Origin of the sequence: Arthrobacter sp. AK01, assembly GCF_021109375.1 — a bacterium.
Taxonomy (GTDB): Bacteria; Actinomycetota; Actinomycetes; order Actinomycetales; family Micrococcaceae; genus Arthrobacter.
Window position 1 is genome coordinate 38,594 of the sequence record NZ_JAJOHP010000011.1, and the last position, 17,358, is coordinate 55,951.

Annotated in this window: 8 protein-coding genes; all 8 read left to right on the forward strand. The window is 64.8% G+C overall.

What is annotated here, in order from left to right:
• Window positions 1-5: 5 nt before the first annotated feature.
• The 8 genes from LN996_RS05650 to LN996_RS05685 all read left to right on the forward strand — a co-directional run bounded on the left by LN996_RS05650 (window position 6) and on the right by LN996_RS05685 (window position 17,316).
• On the forward strand, window positions 6-6,194 hold the full coding sequence (locus tag LN996_RS05650) for an Ig-like domain-containing protein (protein WP_231339411.1): 6,189 nt from the start codon (window positions 6-8) through the stop codon (window positions 6,192-6,194).
• A gap of 71 nt (window positions 6,195-6,265) precedes the next feature.
• Complete coding sequence (locus LN996_RS05655; protein ID WP_231339420.1) at window positions 6,266-7,237, forward strand: MoxR family ATPase; 972 nt, start codon at window positions 6,266-6,268, stop codon at window positions 7,235-7,237.
• A 51-nt stretch (window positions 7,238-7,288) separates the two neighbouring features.
• Window positions 7,289-8,692, forward strand: a complete 1,404-nt coding sequence (locus LN996_RS05660) for a DUF58 domain-containing protein (RefSeq protein ID WP_231339421.1) — start codon at window positions 7,289-7,291, stop codon at window positions 8,690-8,692.
• Window positions 8,689-11,169 (forward strand): transglutaminase family protein, encoded by a 2,481-nt coding sequence (locus LN996_RS05665; protein ID WP_231339424.1) that lies wholly within the window; start codon window positions 8,689-8,691, stop codon window positions 11,167-11,169. Before LN996_RS05660 ends, LN996_RS05665 begins: the two co-directional genes overlap by 4 nt.
• On the forward strand, window positions 11,159-12,763 hold the full coding sequence (locus tag LN996_RS05670) for an RDD family protein (RefSeq protein ID WP_231339432.1): 1,605 nt from the start codon (window positions 11,159-11,161) through the stop codon (window positions 12,761-12,763). The genes LN996_RS05665 and LN996_RS05670 overlap by 11 nt, the downstream gene beginning before the upstream one ends.
• On the forward strand, window positions 12,760-13,695 hold the full coding sequence (locus LN996_RS05675; protein ID WP_231339447.1) for a PP2C family serine/threonine-protein phosphatase: 936 nt from the start codon (window positions 12,760-12,762) through the stop codon (window positions 13,693-13,695). The genes LN996_RS05670 and LN996_RS05675 overlap by 4 nt, the downstream gene beginning before the upstream one ends.
• A complete protein-coding gene (locus LN996_RS05680) occupies window positions 13,682-15,607 on the forward strand; it encodes an FHA domain-containing protein (protein WP_231339457.1) in 1,926 nt (641 codons plus the stop codon). Before LN996_RS05675 ends, LN996_RS05680 begins: the two co-directional genes overlap by 14 nt.
• Complete coding sequence (locus LN996_RS05685; RefSeq protein ID WP_231339466.1) at window positions 15,604-17,316, forward strand: serine/threonine-protein kinase; 1,713 nt, start codon at window positions 15,604-15,606, stop codon at window positions 17,314-17,316. The genes LN996_RS05680 and LN996_RS05685 overlap by 4 nt, the downstream gene beginning before the upstream one ends.
• The last annotated feature ends 42 nt before the right edge of the window (window positions 17,317-17,358 follow it).

Below are 17,358 nucleotides of genomic sequence, written 5' to 3' on the forward strand. Positions count from 1 at the left end.
GCCGTATGGGGGTACTGCGGAATGTACGGCTGCCGGCATGTGCCGGTTGGCCAGGAAGTCGCTGGGGAGCGGCTGTATATCAAGGGAATTTTGGGGCTGTGAGAAATTTCTTCGGCAAGCTGGGGCTGACAAGGCGTCAAAACAAGAAGTTCATAGCGGGAACGGCTGCCACCGCGGCCGGCGCTTTGCTGATCACCGGGGCAGTGCTGTATCCGGGCTTCAAGACCACCGAGGTGGACTTGAACGACGGCGGCGTCTGGGTCGTGAGTAAAACCAAGAACGCCGTGGGCCGGTTGAACTATCCGTCCCGCGTGCTTGACGGTGCCGTGACTCCGGCAACCACCACTTTCGATGTCCTGCAGCACGACGGCAACGTCTTTGTCGACGACGAATCCGGCTCCACCATCAACCAGGTCTCTGCAGCGAATCTGAAGCTCGGCGGCGATAAGCAACTGCCGTCGTCGTCGCAAGTCAGCTATGGTTCCACCGTCCTCTCAGTCACCGATCCCGCCCGCGGCAAGGTCTGGGCTTTGTCTCCTTCCACCGTCAACGGTTTCGATGAAGAAGGAACCGAACCGGTCCTGACAGGGGACCAGGGCCTGGTGTCCGCCGTGGGAACCGATAACCGTATCTACACCGCGGATCCCGGCAAGGGCGAAATCACTGTGACCACGGTGGACGCCAATGGTGAACGGACAGACTCCCAGGTCACCAAAGTCGATGAGCTCAAAGGCGCCGGTGACCTTCAGATTGCCGTAGTGGGGGACAAGCCTGTTGTCCTTGATGCCGGTTCCGGCAACCTGTTCCTGCCCGGCGGCCGCAAGCTCCAGCTGCAGGACGCCCGGGAAGCCAAGCTCCAGCAGAGCAGCGGGGACAGCGGATTTGTTGCCATCGCCACCCGCAAAGCCCTCCTGAAGCAGCCCCTGGACGGTTCCACAGCAGCAACAGTCAATGCCGACGGTGAAGGCGTCCCCGCGGCACCTGTGCAGGTCAGCAAGTGCGTCCACGCCGCCTGGTCCGGCGCGAACAAGTACGTCCGCGACTGCGACAACGACGCCGATGACAAGAAGAACGACGTTCCCAAAGCCAGCGCCTCTCCCAGCTACGTTTTCCGGGTCAACCGCGACCTCGTGGTCCTCAACGACGTGAACTCGGGAAGCGTCTGGTTGGTCAACCAGAACATGCAGCTCGTCAACAACTGGGACGATGTTGTCCCGCCCAAGAACCAGTCCGATGACCAGGACCAGGAGTCCGCGGACAACAACACCATCAACGTCCTTCCGGACCGCACCAAACCCAACCGTGCGCCTGAAACCAAACCGGACGAGTTCGGTGTCCGGCCGGGCCGGACCTCCATCCTCAGCATCCTGGACAATGATTCAGACCCCGACGGCGATGTCCTCACCGCTGCGGTAGGCGCAAACGGACCCAAGTCCGGGGCGCTGGAGAACATCTACGGTGGCTCAGCGTTCCAGATCAAGGTCCCCGCTGACGCCAAAACGGGCACGGAAACCTTCGATTACAACGCCTCCGACGGACGCGGCTTGTCCGCCGGTGGACAGGTCACCCTGCGCGTCGTGGCTCCTGAGGAAAACAAGCCTCCCTTCTTCAAACGCGGCGAGCCCACCACCATGCTGGTGGAGCAGGGCAAATCCGTCAGCCAGAACATCCTGACCGACTGGATGGATCCTGACGGCGACGACCTCGTCCTCCTGGACGCCAAGACGGACAACGACCAGGACCAGGTCAAGGTCCGTCGCGACGGCCTGCTCACGTACCAGGACTCTGGTGCAGCGCCGGGCAAGAAAAACGTCACCATCACGGTGTGGGACGGCCGTGCCACCACCACGGGCAGGATCGTCGTCAACGTTCAGCCGCCAGGCGCCCTGGCGCCGGTGGTCAACGCCGATCACGTCACGGCCGTGGTTGGCCAGGACCTGGTCATTGCGCCCCTCAAGAATGACGTCGACCCCAATGGCGGTGCCCTGCGGGTGGCGCACGTCGAGGCTGCCGGACCGGCAGAGCTGGGTCCAGTGACCGACGGCGGTACGTTCACCTTCCGGAGCACCACGCCGGGCCCGATTTACTTGACGTACATCGCCAGCAACGGTCCCCAAAGCAGCCAGGGCCTGATCCGCGTGGACGTGGAATCCGGCAAGGACGCTGGAGCGCCCGTTGCGGTCCACGACGTCGCACTGCTCCCTGTGGGCGGCAGCGTGCTGGTTGATCCGCTGGCCAACGACTCCGATCCATCCGGCGGCGTGCTGGTCCTCCAGTCCGTCACCGTCCCGGACGGCTCGTCCGCTTCGGTCAGCGTGATCGACCACAGCGTACTGCGCGTTACCGACGTGCTCGGCGCGAAAGAGCCGTTCGTTTTCAGCTACACCATGTCCAACGGCCGCGGCTCGGCCACAGGCACCGTGGGCGTCGTCCCGGTGCCGGCCCCCGCCGTCGTCGAGGCCCCCCAGCCCAAACCCGACGAAGTCAACGTCCGCGTCAACGACGTCGTGACCATTCCGGTCCTGGCCAACGATACGCACCCGCAGGGTGAAGAACTGTCTGTCGATCCTGTCTTGGCGCAGAGCATCCCTGAAGAAGACGGCAAGGCCTTCGTCTCCGAGAAGACGCTGCGCTTCATCGCCGGGCCCACGCCGAAGACCGTGCGTGCCATCTACAACGCGGTGGACCCCCAGGGCCAGAAGAGCGCCGCGGCAGTCACCATCCACATCCTGCCGCTGGAAGGTGCGCAGAACTCACGTCCGCAGCCGCAGAACCTGACCGCACGCGTGGTCGCCGGCGGCAGCGTCCGGATCCCGGTGCCGCTGGACGGCATCGACCCCGACGGCGACTCGGTCCAGCTCACCGGCATCGACAGCACGCCCACCATGGGAACCGCGACGGCGGGCAGCAGCTTCATCGATTTCGTCGCCGCTGGTGATGGCGCGGGAACCGACTCGTTCCGTTATAAGGTGATCGACCGCCAAGGTGCGGTCAACACCGGAACGGTGACTGTCGGCGTCGCGCCCCGTGGTGAAGACAACCAGAAGCCTGCCCCGGTGGACGACGAAGTTCAGGTCCGTCCTGGACGTCAGATCGCCGTGGATGCCACCGCCAACGACACCGATCCCGACGGCGACATCATCCGCATCCTGACGGACAGCATCGAAGCTGACGCAGGCCTCGAAGCCCAGGTCAGCAAGACCAGCGGCCGCGTTCTGGTCACAGCTCCGGCCGCCGAGGGAACCGTCAACGTCCGCTACTCCGTGGCTGACGACCGGGATGCCGTGGGCAATGCCAGCATCAGGGTGATCGTCAAGAACGACATTCCGCTGCAAGCTCCCATCGCCCGCGATGACCGCGTCACGTCAGCCCAAACGCTGGGCAAGACCGCCGTGGACGTTCCGGTGCTCAAGAACGACGAGGATCCGGACGGCGTGGGGGAGAACCTCAAGGTCACCACAGGCTTGGAGACAGCCCGTCCGGGCTCTGAAGGCAATGTGGTGGTGGACCTCACCGAGCAGCCGCAATTGGTGCCTTACACAGTTGAGGATGTGGACGGCCAGAAGTCCACGGCCATCATCTGGGTTCCGGGCATCGGCCAGCAGGTCCCGACGCTTGCCAAGGATGAAGTGGTGGAGTTGGTTTCAGGCCAGTCCGTCACCGTGAACCTGGCCGAATGGGTCAAGGTCCGCGAGGGGAAGTCGCCGCGGCTGACCCAGGCGGACCGCATCAAACTCATCGGTGCCGACGGCAGCGACCCCGTAGCGGGCAATGGAACAGCCCTGAAATACACGGCCGGCGCTGAATACGTTGGTCCCGGTTCCGTCAGCTTCGAAGTCACTGACGGAAGCGGTCCGGATGATCCCAACGGCTTGAAGTCGACACTGAGCATCCGCACCAAGGTGCTGCCGGATCCGAACAAGAACAACCCACCGGTGCTGCTGGGCAGCGACGTGGATGTTCCCAAGGGTGACTCGGCCAGCCTGGACTTGGGCAAGCTCACCTCCGATCCCGATTCCGACGACGTTCAGAACATGAAGTACGAGTTGGCCGGTGCAGCCCCGGGCGGATTCAAGGTGAGCATCGATGGCAAGACCCTGAAGGTCTCCGCCGAAGACTCGGTGCAGATCGGTCAAAGCGGCACGGTCCAAGTGAAGGCGAAGGACCCTCGTGGCCTTGAAGCGGTCGCGACGTACAAACTGTCATTGACTGCTTCCAACCGTCCGAAGCCCGTAGCCAACGACGACGTTGAACCGGATGCACAATCCGGGAAGTCCGTCACGGTCAATGCGTTGGCGAACGACTCCAACCCCTTCCCGGATACGCCGCTGAAGATCATCTCAGCGGTCACCGAGACAGGCGAAGGCACGGCAGAGGCCAGCGGCGGAAACGTCACCGTCACTCCGTCGTCGGGCTTCACAGGGACCATGGTTGTTGCCTACGTCGTGGGCGACAAGACGGGCGAAACCTCCCGCTACGCCACGGCCCGTATCCGCCTCACCGTCAAGGACAAACCGGCCCCGCCCACCACGCCTCTGGCTCAAAGCGTGGGCGACCAGACAGCGTTGCTGACATGGAACGCGCCGGCTGATCGTGGCTCACCCATCACCAAGTACACGGTGTACGGGGAGAACGGCTTCAAGCAGGACTGCCCCGCGAATACGTGTACGTTGACCGGGCTGACCAACAACGTGAAGTACCACTTTGCCGTCACCGCCACCAATGCGATCAATGAATCCGAGCGTTCTCCGGTGTCTGCCGAGGTCCGTCCGGATGTCAAGCCTGATACTCCGATTGCTCCCACACTGAAGTTTGGTGACAAGCAACTTTCGGTTGCCTGGGTTCCCCCGGCCAGCAAGGGCTCGCCCATCAAGTCCTACGATCTTGAGATCTCGCCTGCCCCGGCCGGGCAGAATCCCCAGATCCAGAACCTCACCGGCAACAGCCATGTGTGGACCGGACTGACGAACGGCGTGGCGTACAAGGTCCGTGTCCTTGCCCGTAACGACGCCAAGGAACCATCCGAGTGGAGCCCCTACTCCGCCGCGGAAACTCCCGCTGGCGTGCCGGCCACGCCTGCTGCACCGTCGGTGTCCGGCGCTGGGTCTCTTGGCGACCAAAGCCAACTCCAGGTCAGCTGGGCCGCGCCGAACAACAACGGTGACGCCGTGTCCGCCTACACGTTGACCACGTACCGGGGCGGGGCCGTAGTGACCACGCAGTCGGTGGGGGCGACCTCGCAAAATGTCACCGTGACCAACAGCGAAGCTGACTACACCTTCACTGTTTCAGCAACCAACAAGGCAGGCGTCAGTGGGGTCAGCCAGCAGTCAGCGGCAATCCGTGCTGCGGGCAAGCCCGGTATTGTTGCCGCGCCCACGGCGGCACTGCTGGAAACCAATGCGGCCGGTGGCAAGATCCGCGTGGCCTTCAACCCACTGTCACAGAAGGAACGCAACGGAGCCACCGCCAACGAGATCAGCTATAGGTATGCCCTGACGTCCGGCGCCAGCAGTGGAGCCATCCCCGCCGGCGGCGGCGTCATAGCGGCACCGAATGGCCAGGACACGGCCGTGGTGGTGTGGGCAGTCTCCTCGCGAAACCCCACGCCTGGCGACAGGAGTCCGGCATCAAACACCGTGAATCCCTATGGGCTTGCGGCGGCGCCGACTGTTACCGGCAGCAAGAGCAGCGGCGTCGGCGATAAGACGGTGTCCTGGACGTGGAACCAGCCCAGCGGCAACGGCAGGCCGGTTACCGGCTACCAGTACAGCCTTGACGGCGGCGGATGGACTGACACCGGGCAGCGGAGTTTCTCCACGACCGTGGGCTTCAGCGAAACAAAAACGCTGAGAGTCCGCGCCATCAGCGGTGGCCAGGCCGGCAACGTCGGAAGCGACACGTCCCGCAGCGGATCTGCGCCCCCGCCGCCGGACCCGCCCGCAGGCGAGGTCAAGGCTCACAACAACACATGCCCTGGCCAGCCAGGAAGAACAGACACCTACAACCCCAGCGGTCCGTCCTGCGGCGTTGGCTGGGTCTCAAGTTCGGAGGGGTGGTTGAACGTTAACTGCACCAAGGACATCTACAACAACGGCACGCCCTGGTACCGCGTCACCCAAGGCAGCCACCCGGGTTGGTATGTGAAGTCCACCACTGTGGATCTCCGCGGAACCAGGCCGGGCGGTTGCTAGCCTGCTCGGGCCAGCACCAACAAACAACATCACGTCAAACCCCACCGATACATAAGGAACAGGATCAACCCATGACCATGACAAACGAGCAGGCCGCGTGGTTTGCAGAAACGTTCGAGAAGCTCGTGGCCAACGTGGGCAAGGCGGTCCTCGGCAAGGAGCACGTCATCCGGCTGACCTTCACCGCGATGCTGGCCGAGGGCCACGTTCTCTTTGAAGATGCGCCGGGCACGGGCAAGACCTCGCTGGCCCGTGCCTTGGCAGCAACGGTCCAGGGTTCGCACAACCGTATCCAGTTCACGCCGGACCTCCTGCCGTCCGATGTGACGGGTGTGACCATCTACGACCAGAAGACCCAGAAGTTCGAGTTCCACAAGGGGCCGGTGTTCAACAACATCGTCCTGGCCGATGAAATCAACCGTGCCTCGCCGAAGACCCAGTCCGCGTTGCTGGAAGTCATGGAAGAGTCGCGCGTGACCGTGGATGGAACCACGTACGAGGCTGGGCGCCCCTTCATGGTGCTGGCAACCCAGAACCCGATTGAGCAGGCAGGCACCTACCGCCTGCCGGAGGCACAGCTGGACCGCTTCCTGATCAAGACGTCCATCGGCTACCCGGATCACGCGTCCACCGTGCGCTTGCTCGGTGGGGCGAACCTGAAGGACCGGTCGAAGGAACTGACCCCGCTCATCACCACTCAGGCCGTCGCCGACATGGCAGACCTCGCAGCAACTACGCACGTTGATACGGCAGTCCTTGAGTACATTTCGCGCTTGTGCGAGGAGACCCGCAACGCCTCAGAGACGCGCCTCGGCGTTTCGGTTCGTGGAGCCCTGGCCATGGTCCGCGCTGCGAAGGTGTGGGCTGCAGGGCAGGGCAGGAACTTCGTGCTCCCGGACGACATCAAGGAACTTGCACCCGTGGTGTGGACGCACCGTTTGGTGATGGATCCGGAAGCCGAATTCTCCGGTGCTACGCCTGAGGTTGTGCTCACCCGGGTCCTGGCCGACGTAGCTGCTCCGCAGCAACGCGCCACCGCGTAACCCACAACCGCATAAGCCAGTCCTGCACCCAGCTCAAACAAAGGCCTCCACATGTCCTCCAGCACACCCCTGACAAGGGCTGCTGACTCGTTCAAGCGCGCTGCGGCGGCAGTGAACGGCAAGATTCGCGGCGCCCGCACGTCCGGCAACGCACCGGTCAACCGTCCTGGTCGTTCCGGGAAACCAGGCAGATCCGGAGCTCTCCACCCGGCGGCCGTGTGGGCCGAAGCCGCAGGCACGGCCGGCGAGTTCCTTTCGCCCGCATGGCGCAAGGTCCGTGCCGTCTGGCTGAAATTCGCGTGGCCGGTCCTGTCCGTGGTGAGTCTGTTGGGCTGGGTAGTCCTCGCCGCTGCGATCGGGCTGTGGTGGGCCGGGCAGGCCTGGGGCTGGCAGGAGGCCAAGTCGGCAGCCATGGTGGCATTCCTGCTGTTCGTCCTGGCCATCGCATTCATCGTTGGCCGTTCGGCATACGGTGTGGTGTTGGACCTTGCCCGGACCCGCGTGGCTGTGGGCGACGACGCCGTAGGCAGCATTGCGGTATCCAACGTATCCACCAGGCCACTGCTGCCCGCATCACTGGAACTGCCCGTCGGCGCCAACACCGCCGTGTTCCATCTGCCGCGCATGAAGCCGGCCCAGGTGCACGAGGACCTGTTCACCATCCCCACGGCCCGGCGTGCCGTGATCGTGGTGGGCCCGGTCCGTTCGGTGCGCGCCGACCCCCTCCACCTTCTGCGCCGCCGCGTGATGTGGACAGAGCCCGTGGACCTGTACGTCCATCCCCGCACGGTGTCGCTGGGCAGCTCGGCAGCAGGCTTCATCCGCGACCTTGAAGGCATGCCCACCACCGAGCTTTCCAGCGCCGACGTGTCCTTCCACGCCCTGCGCGACTATGTTCCCGGGGACGATCGTCGCCATATCCACTGGAAGACCACCGCACGCACCAACAAGCTCATGGTCCGCCAGTTCGAAGAAACACGCCGCGCGCACCTCGCCATCGCGCTGTCCACCAACACCGATGAATACGACTCCGAACCGGAGTTCGAGATGGCCATCTCCGTGGCAGCATCCATCGGGCGCCAGGCCATCAGTGAACAGCGCGACCTCGACGTCCTGACCCAAAAAGGACCGCTCCGCTGCGAAACCGGCCGCAACCTGCTGGACGACGCCACCCGGATTGTCGGGGCGCCGATGCGGAAGACCGCCGTCGACCTCGCCCGGAACCTGTCCGACGCCGTCCCGAACGCCTCCGTCGTCTTCTTCGTCGTGGGCAGCCACGTGACAGCAACCCAACTCCGTACCTGCGCCGCCTCCGTGCCTCCCGGGGTCCGCAGCCTGGCAGTGCGCGTACAACCCGGCGCGGCGCCGTCGAGGGCCAACATCGCGGACCTGACGGTCCTCACCGTTGGTGACCTGGACGATCTGGCCATTGTTCTTCGAAAGGCGGCAGCATGAGCACCGCGCCGAACCAACGCGAGCGTCCCCGCGCCGCCAAGCCCACCCGCCGCGCCACCGGCGGATCGATTTTCGCTGACGGCCGCCCCTTGTGGCACTTCGCCGTTGACTGCGGCGCGCTGGTGGTGCTGCTTTTCCTGGGTGTCCTTGGCTTCAGCCTGAGCTTTGGGGGAGACCCGCGCTACCTGGTCGCCGGACTGGGCGGCGTGCTGCTGGGATTGGGCATTGCTGTCCTGAACGCGCACCTTCGCCTGGGGTTGCTGATCACTGCCGCCCTGGCTTTCGGCGCCTACATGCTGTTCGGTTCCGCCTTGGCTGTGCCGGACTCGGCCGTCTTCGGCGTCCTGCCCAGCCTCGATTCGCTGCGGACGCTGCTGCTGGGCGTCGTGTTTTCCTGGAAGGACATGCTGACTGTCGGTGTGCCCGTGGGTACGGCCAACGGCATGCTGATTGTGCCGTTCCTCAGTTCACTGCTCACGGCACTTGCCGCCGGCTTGCTGACGTGGCGCCTGAAGAGCCCGTACTGGCCGTTGCTTCCCGTCCTGGTCCTGTTTGTCACGGGTATCGCGTTCAGCACCAACGCCGGTTTCCTCAACGTCGAACGCGGCGTCTCCTTGACCATCGTCTCGATCGTCTGGGCGACCTTCCGTCGGGACGTCCTCCGACAGCGGAGCACCAAGACGGTCTCGGCCAACCGTCCGGATTCCGACGCCGGTGTTGCCCGCCGCGGCCAACTCCGCCGCCTGGGGACTGCTGCAGCCGTGATCGCCGTCGCTGTCGGCGTCACCGCCATTGCGTCTCCGCTGGTCAGTGCCAGCGATGACCGGAAGGTGCTGCGCAATACGATCGTCCCGCCCTTCGATCCCCGCGACTACATCACCCCCCTGGCCAGCTTCCGGAACTTCGTCAAGGACGAGAAGGACAGCACGCTGTTCACGGTCAAGGGCCTGCCCAAGGATGCCCGCGTCCGCCTGGCGGCCCTGGATGCCTTCAATGGACTGAACTACACCATGGACCCCAACAGCTCCGGCAACTTCAGCAAGGTAGGCGATGCCCGCTCGCTGAACACGCTGGCTGACACGGGGAGTCCGGTGAAGGGCACCAATTACGCTCTGGACATCACCATCGAGGACTACCAGGGCTACTTCGTTCCCGGCGGACGGCACACCACCGGGATGAGCTTCGCAGATACCTCAGGTGCTGCGTCCGGACTCTATTTCAACGCGGGGACCGACACGGCAGTGACCACCAAGGGCCTGGCCAAGGGTGATAACTACACGGTTCAGGTTTCCGACCCCGGGACACTGGAGCACGGCCAGTTGACGCAGTACGACTTTGCGAAGCTGACGCTGCCGGAAGCCGAGGAAGTACCCCCGATCATCGCCTCGCAGGCCAACGAGCTTTCGGCTGATGCGCCCACCGCCATCGACCGCGTCCGGCAGATTGAGGCGCACTTCCAGAAGAGCGGTGCGTTCAGCAATGGCTTGGTAACAGAAGGACAGCTTCCCAGCCTCCCCGGGCACAGTGCGGCCCGCGTCCGCAATATGCTCTCCGCCAAACAGATGCTCGGTGACGACGAACAATATGCCGTGTCCATGTCGCTCATGCTCCGTCACTTGGGCATTCCGTCCCGCGTGGTGATGGGTTTCTATCCGGACCCCAAGAGCCCTGAAAACGGTGCCGGCGACGTCAAGATCACCGGTAAGGACGTGCACGCCTGGGTTGAGGTGGCCTTCGACCGAGTGGGTTGGGTTTCGTTTGATCCCACCCCGCCCAAGGACAATGTGCCCATCCCGCCGGACCCGGAGAACAAGTCCAAGCCCAAGCCGCAGGTGCTGCAGCCGCCGCCCCCGCCACAGGAACCCGCGGACCTGCCGCCGGACTCCACGCCGGATGCCTTGGATGCGGACGAAAAGAAGAACAACCCTTGGCTGTTTTGGGGTCCGTTGCTGGCAGCCATCGGTGTTGCGCTGATTCCGTTGGGGATACTCGCCTTGCCGCTGCTGCTCATCATCTTGTTGAAAGCACGACGCCGGAAGGCGCGTTTCCGTGACGGCCATCCCGCCCAGCGGGTCGGGGGCGGTTGGAACGAAGTGATCAGCCTCGCCACCGACATGGGGGCGTCGATCGACACGAAGTCCACGCGGCGCGAATCGGCCACGGTCCTCGCGGATGCCTTCCCGACTGCCGGCAGCACCACCACGATTCTCGCCCACCGTGCCGACGCCGCCGTGTTCGGTGCCGGCCAGCCGAGCGAGGACGAGGTCAAGGAGTACTGGGAGATTGTGGATTCGTCGCTGACCGACATCACGGGAAGCGTCGGATTCTGGAAACGGCAGCAGGCCCGGTTCTCGCCGCGGTCCTTGTTGTCCGACGGCCGGGCAGCCCTGCGCCGCCGGAACCAGGTACCCACGGATCCCAAGGTCCGCCGCCGCTTTACCTTGCCGTTCAAGAAGGACACCACGGATGAACAATGAGGCCGAACTTTGCCCGGCCTGCAGGCATGCGGTCCGTCCGGGGGCAGCGTTCTGCACCCAATGTGGATCCCCGCTTAACAATCGCGGAGCCCGCAAGGAAGGGAACATCAACCACGCCCGGAAGGCTGCCTTGGAGTTCGCCACCCGGCAGGGCCTGCCCAATCCCGGTAGTATCTCGGTAGTGTCGGCGCCGGCGTCGCCCACGCTGCCGGTACATCCGGGAATGACCACAACGCCGGACGGAATGCCGGGGCCAGGGGGAGGGACCACTATGACTACCAAGCTCGACTTGGTGCCCGCGTCTGCCGGGAAGCGCCTTGGCGCCGCCGTGCTGGACTGGCTGGGCCCCATCGCGGTCCTGGCCACCAGCTTCGCAATCGGAATCGCGGGCATCACCCAAACCCGCAGGAACGGCTTCATTGTCTATGACACGGGCCTCTTGGTCCTCCTGGGCAGCATTGGCCTGGGTGTGACGGTGGTGTACACCTTCGTGTTGCTTGCGCTCGAGGCCAAGTCCGGCAACACCATTGGCAACCAGCTCATGGGCATTCGGAGTTCGGACGCTGACGGATATGCTCCCGGCGCCGGTGCCGTTTTTGTCCGTGGCATCATCACTGGCGGGGTCCTGCTCCTCGGCGGGATTGCCTCGGTCATTCTTTCTGCCCTCGGCTTGATTGACCTGGTCCTGTTTATCGGCCTGCCGCTGATGTTCCTCGGCGTCGTCTGGGCCATCCTCGTGGTGGTCTCCAGCGCCTGGGACAAGAACGGCAAGTTGCGCGGCTGGCAGGACAAGGCCGCGAAGTCCTTGGTGTTCGATGTCAACGCTGGACGCAATCCTGTTGCCACCGGTGGCATCCAAGGTCCTTACAGTTTCGCCCCCATGGACCTTCCGCCGGTGCAGGCGGTAGCGTCTCCGGTTCCTTCCGGGGCTTCGCCCATGGCCACTTCTTCCGGCGCTGGGCAGGCCGTGCCTGCCCAGGCTGTTCCTGTGGTTGCCACGCCGCAGCCCTCGCACGATCCCAACCAGTGGCGCCCACCGGCAGCACCCCGGCCGACGCCCGTTGCACCGCAGCAGGCCCCCGTGACCCAGCAGCCTATGACACAGCAGCCTGTGACACAGCAGCCTGCGGCCAGGGCCCAGCAGCCCGGGGGCATGATCCAGCCGCCTGCCGCTGTGATTCCGTCGGCGGCCACCGGGGCTCCGGCCCATCCCGACGACGACGTGGAGCGCACCCAAATGCGTCCGGGAACCACGCGCGCGCAGGCCGTTCTCCGCATCCGGATTGATGACGGGCAGGATGTCCAGCTCGGCGGGTCTGTCCTTCTCGGACGGAACCCGGCACCGCAGCCCGGCGAAGTCGTGGAGCAACTGTTGCCCGTCTCCGACCCCGGCCGGTCCATCTCCAAGACCCACCTGCACCTGCGGGTTGACGGCGACGGCGTCTGGGTCACCGACCGCAACTCCACCAACGGCAGTGCCGTCACCACGCCCGATGGACTTCAGACACGGCTCCACCCAGGCCAGGCAGTCCTGGTCCGTCCCGGTTCCACCGTTCATTTTGGGGACCGTTCCTTCCACCTAGGACAAGCATGAATTCACAGCCGGCTACCCCTGCCAATGCCGAAGCAGGTGCCGCCGTTGGCGCGTCATCCTTTGGCCTGAGCTACGGGTACGGGACGGACCGCGGCCTGCGCCGGGAGCTGAACGAGGATTCCTTCATCGCCGCGGACCCTGTCTTTGCGGTAGCCGACGGCATGGGCGGGCACGAGGCCGGCGAAATTGCCAGCGGTATGTGTGTCCGGACTTTGGGCAGTGCCCCGGAGCTCGCTGCGGGTGTACGAACTGCTTCCGCGGCGGACCTGCAGTCATGCCTGTTGAAGGCTGACGCCGCCATCCGAAAGGCCACGGGAGCCCGTGCGGGAACTACGTTGTCCGGCGTGGTGGTGGTGGAGCAGATGGGCCTGCCCTACTGGCTGGTGATGAACATCGGCGATTCACGAACCTACCGCCTCAGCCAAGGCGAGTTCACCCAGGTCAGCGTGGACCACTCGGAGGTGCAGGAGTTGGTGGATTCCGGCGACATCACCCCGGAACAGGCCGCCGTTCATCCCCGCCGCCATGTGGTCACCCGCGCTTTGGGCACGGGCGACGAAACCGAAGCGGATTTCTGGTTGCTTCCCATTCAGGAAGGCGACCGGATGATGGTGTGCTCGGATGGCCTCAACGGCGAGCTGGGGGATGACCACATGTTCCGCATCCTCAGCACAGTGGCCCATCCGCAAGACGCAGTTGACGCACTGATCCAGGCCGCCCTGAGGAGCGGCGGCCGGGATAACGTCACCGTGATTGTGGTTGACGCCAAAAACGTCCTGAACGACGCCGGCATCGCTACCACCGCGCCCCGCCCGGAGGCGGAGACCGAAGTTGAGGAAGACACACTGCCGCGGGCCTGGGTTGACGGCACCGATGCCCTTGGCGCAGACCACCCCAAAGGTCAGGAGGAAGGCATAGATGGCAAGCAATAACCGCCTTTCGCCAGTCCGTTACCAGCAGGGCGAATGGTTTGGTGTTGTCCGCAACGGAACCGTGGTGCTTTTGGGGCCGGACACGCCCCACGCCCTGATTGACACTGTCTGGGAGTTACTGGAGTCCGCGCCCGAGGCCCACGAGGTCCTCCATGAGGTGACGGACGCCTTCGGTGTTTCGCTGAGCCGCATCCCTCCATTCGGGATCATAGACTCCAAAGACGCACTCCGGGTGTTCCTCCGTGGTGATCTCGAATTGCTGGTCCAGTTGGCATCAGGCCCGGAACAGCTCACCGGTCGTGACGTCACCACCTGGACCGAGCGTCGACTCGCCGGTGTTTCGTCCTACAGCGTCCGCATTGGTGGCAGTGCTGCCCCCGAAGCGCCACCAAGCACCCTGCCTTTGGACGGCCTTCCCTTGACCGAGGGGGTAGTGCTGCTGTCAGTACTCGACGTTGCCCCCATCGGGCCAGGACGCGACGCCGCGCTGGCGGTCCCTGCCGCTATCGTTGCTTCTGCCGCCAGCGTTCCAGCCCAGGAGCCTGCATCAGCACGGGAGCCTGCACCGGCCCAGGAAGTCCAGCACGCCGCGTCGGACAGGGTTTCCGACGAAACCATGATCGGCTACACCGAGGCGGACCTCGGGTTGACCATCGCACCCGGCCACCTGGGGCTTGCGGCGGAACTGCCTGCGGTGGATGAACCTGCCGATGACGCCGCTGCCGCCGATGAATCCGCTGCTGATGAATCCGCTGCGGAACAAGATCTCCCCTCCGAAGAGCCGTCCTCCGCCGAAGCACCGTCCCCGGCAGACGAAGCTGACGTGGCGGAACCTGCCTCGCAGGGCGAACCGGACGCCGAACAAACGGCTGTGCAGGAACCGGCCGTCCGGGAAGACCCCGAGGAGTCCGGGGCTCCCGTCCACACCAGCACCACGGACCCCATGGTTCCCGCGCTGGAAAACACCACCAACTACGACCACTTATGGGACAAGACGGTGATGCGCAACATTGAAGACGCTGCTGTCCGGGTGGAAGACGACTCCGATGACCACGATGCTCCGGTGTCCAAAGGGCCGGATGCTCCGGCGCCTGCTGGGCCCGCCCTGCAACCACCGGTTCAGGAGTCGCAGGTTGGGGAACCACCGGCTTCTGAACCAGCTGTGCAGACCCCGGCAGCAGTTCACGGCAGTGGGTTGATTGAATCCGTCCCGTGGCTGCGCAGCGGCGCGTCCACGAGCGCAGCTGCCAGCGCCCAGCCCGCGGTTCCGTCCGGACTTGGTGCCGGGCCGGCGCCGCAAATGCCCTCCGGCTGGCCGCCTGCACCCGTGGCTGCTCCCGAGGATGAGGACTCAGACCACGACGGCCAGACCATCATGAAAAGCAGCCTCCCCAGTGATGATGAGGACGCCGCCAAAGCTGCCGTCGCATCTGTACAGTCGCCTGCTCCCAACGGGCCGCGGGTTTTGGCAAGGGTGTGCTCCCAAGGGCATGCCAACCCGCCCACATACCCGCAATGCTCCGTGTGCGGCACCGCCCTGGCCGGCGATGCCGAACAGGTCCCGCGTCCGCGCCTTGGCCGCATGCGTCTTTCCACCGGCGAACTGATTGATCTTGACCAGTCGTTGATCATCGGCCGGCAGCCCTCCGTTTCCCGTGTCCAAGGCGGCACCATGCCCAGGCTGGTGCAGGTGGAGAGTCCCGGAGGGGACATCTCCCGCTCTCACGTGGAGGTCAGGTTGGAGGGTTGGCACGTCATGCTGTGCGACCTGAAGGCAACCAACGGAACAGTGTTGATCAGGGAAGGCCAGGCACCCCGCCGGCTGGCCCAAAACGAAATGGCCATCCTGCTGGACGGCGACATCGCCGAACTGGGTGACGACATTTCATTGCGTTTCGAGGAGATTCTTTGAGTTCCAAGAGGCCCCCCGCGCCGCCTCCACCCATTCCGGGGTTCCAGTACGTCAGCCTGCTCGGCTCCGGTGGTTTCTCGGATGTGTACCTGTACGAACAAGACAGGCCCCGCCGTAAAGTGGCCGTCAAAGTGCTGCTCTCAGACCTGAAGACCGAGGGCGCACGCCGACGCTTCGAGTCCGAGGCGAACCTGATGGCCCAGCTGTCGTCGCATCCGTACATCGTGACGATCTTCGAGGCCGAGATCACGGAGAACGGCCACTCCTACCTCGCCATGGAGTACTGCTCCAGGCCGAGCCTCGATGTCCGGTACCGCCGTCAGCGCTTCAGCGTGGACGAGGTCCTGGCCGTCGGCATCCAGGTGGCGTCCGCCGTCGAGACCGCGCACCGGGCCGGGATCGTCCACCGGGACATCAAACCGGCCAACATCCTGGTGACCGACTACAACCGGCCTGCCCTGACGGACTTTGGTATCTCCGGCACCATCGGCGCGGATACCGAGGACGACGCCGGCATGTCCATTCCGTGGTCACCGCCGGAGCAGTTCCGTGGTGGCGCCGTGGACGGTGTTCCCGTGGACATCTGGGCGCTGGGCGCCACCCTCTACACGCTCCTGGCCGGTCGCTCGCCGTTCGTTTTGCCAGGACAGGACAACTCACAGCGCGAACTGATTTCGCGCATCACCAACTCATCCCTGCCCAGGCTGGGCCGTGCTGACGTGCCCGAGTCGCTGGAACTCGTCCTGGCCACGGCCATGGCGAAGGCTCCGGAGTCCCGTTATTCGTCGGCGCACGCCTTTGCCCTGGCGTTGCAGCGCATCCAGACAGAGCTGAACCTGTCAGTAACGCCCTTCGAAGTGCTTGAAGAACCGGGCCACGTCGATGAGCATCCGGATGACAATTTCGAGGAAACCCGGGTCCGGAGCATCGCGTCCATCGATCCGGACGCATCAGGAACTGCCACCACGGGTTCTGCGCCAACCTTCCCGGCGCGGACCTTCCCCTCCACTGTTCCCGGCGCTACCCGGTCTCCCGCCCATCCTGCCGACGCGCCGCAAACGGTCCCGGCAACCCCGGCCCACGCCCAGCAAACCCCGCCGCAATTCCACGCGCCCGTCCGGGACCACAGCCCCGTGGAGGAACCCGCGGTGGCAGAGTCCACTGTCCTGCGCGGCTGGCAAACACCGCCGGACCAGCCGGACGTCGACGCAACCGTCAGCCGCTCCGCGGCGTCCGCAGGGGCGTCGACGACGGAAGACGACGCCTCACCAGCGGACCACAGCAAACGCAACCTGTGGCTCGCCGCGACGGGCGCTGCGGTCCTGGTGGTCGCCGTCGTGGTTGGCATGGTTCTCGGTTCCTCGGCCCAGCCGAAAGTGGCCCCGACTGAAACGGCGAGCAAGCCCCCGGCCGATGCTTTGGACAGCGGCAGCGTCCCTGATGTCGAAGCCCTGGCCGCGGCGCGCGACACGACGGATCCGAACATCATCGTCTTCTCCTGGAAGAATCCGCAGCCAAAAGAGGGCGATACCTACAAATGGCGCACCAAGTCGGCCAAAGCTGACGGCGCCTACGAAACGACGCGGACCGAGAAGGCTTTTGTCTCCGGATTCGGTGAGCCGCCCATTTGCGTCCAGGTGATCATTGTCCGGGCTGACGGCAGCGCATCGCCTGAGGGCCCGGCCTCGATCGCCTGCCTGGACGGGTAGCCGGCACATGAAACTTGTTTACTGCCGACTGAGGAGGCACAG

Bases quoted from the DNA above. Each gene is read 5' to 3' on its own strand.
- LN996_RS05650 (WP_231339411.1), top strand. From the start codon at position 6: ATGGGGGTACTGCGGAATGTACGGCTGCCGGCATGTGCCGGTTGGCCA.
- LN996_RS05655 (WP_231339420.1), top strand. From the start codon at position 6,266: ATGACCATGACAAACGAGCAGGCCGCGTGGTTTGCAGAAACGTTCGAG.
- LN996_RS05660 (WP_231339421.1), top strand. From the start codon at position 7,289: ATGTCCTCCAGCACACCCCTGACAAGGGCTGCTGACTCGTTCAAGCGC.
- LN996_RS05665 (WP_231339424.1), top strand. From the start codon at position 8,689: ATGAGCACCGCGCCGAACCAACGCGAGCGTCCCCGCGCCGCCAAGCCC.
- LN996_RS05670 (WP_231339432.1), top strand. From the start codon at position 11,159: ATGAACAATGAGGCCGAACTTTGCCCGGCCTGCAGGCATGCGGTCCGT.
- LN996_RS05675 (WP_231339447.1), top strand. From the start codon at position 12,760: ATGAATTCACAGCCGGCTACCCCTGCCAATGCCGAAGCAGGTGCCGCC.
- LN996_RS05680 (WP_231339457.1), top strand. From the start codon at position 13,682: ATGGCAAGCAATAACCGCCTTTCGCCAGTCCGTTACCAGCAGGGCGAA.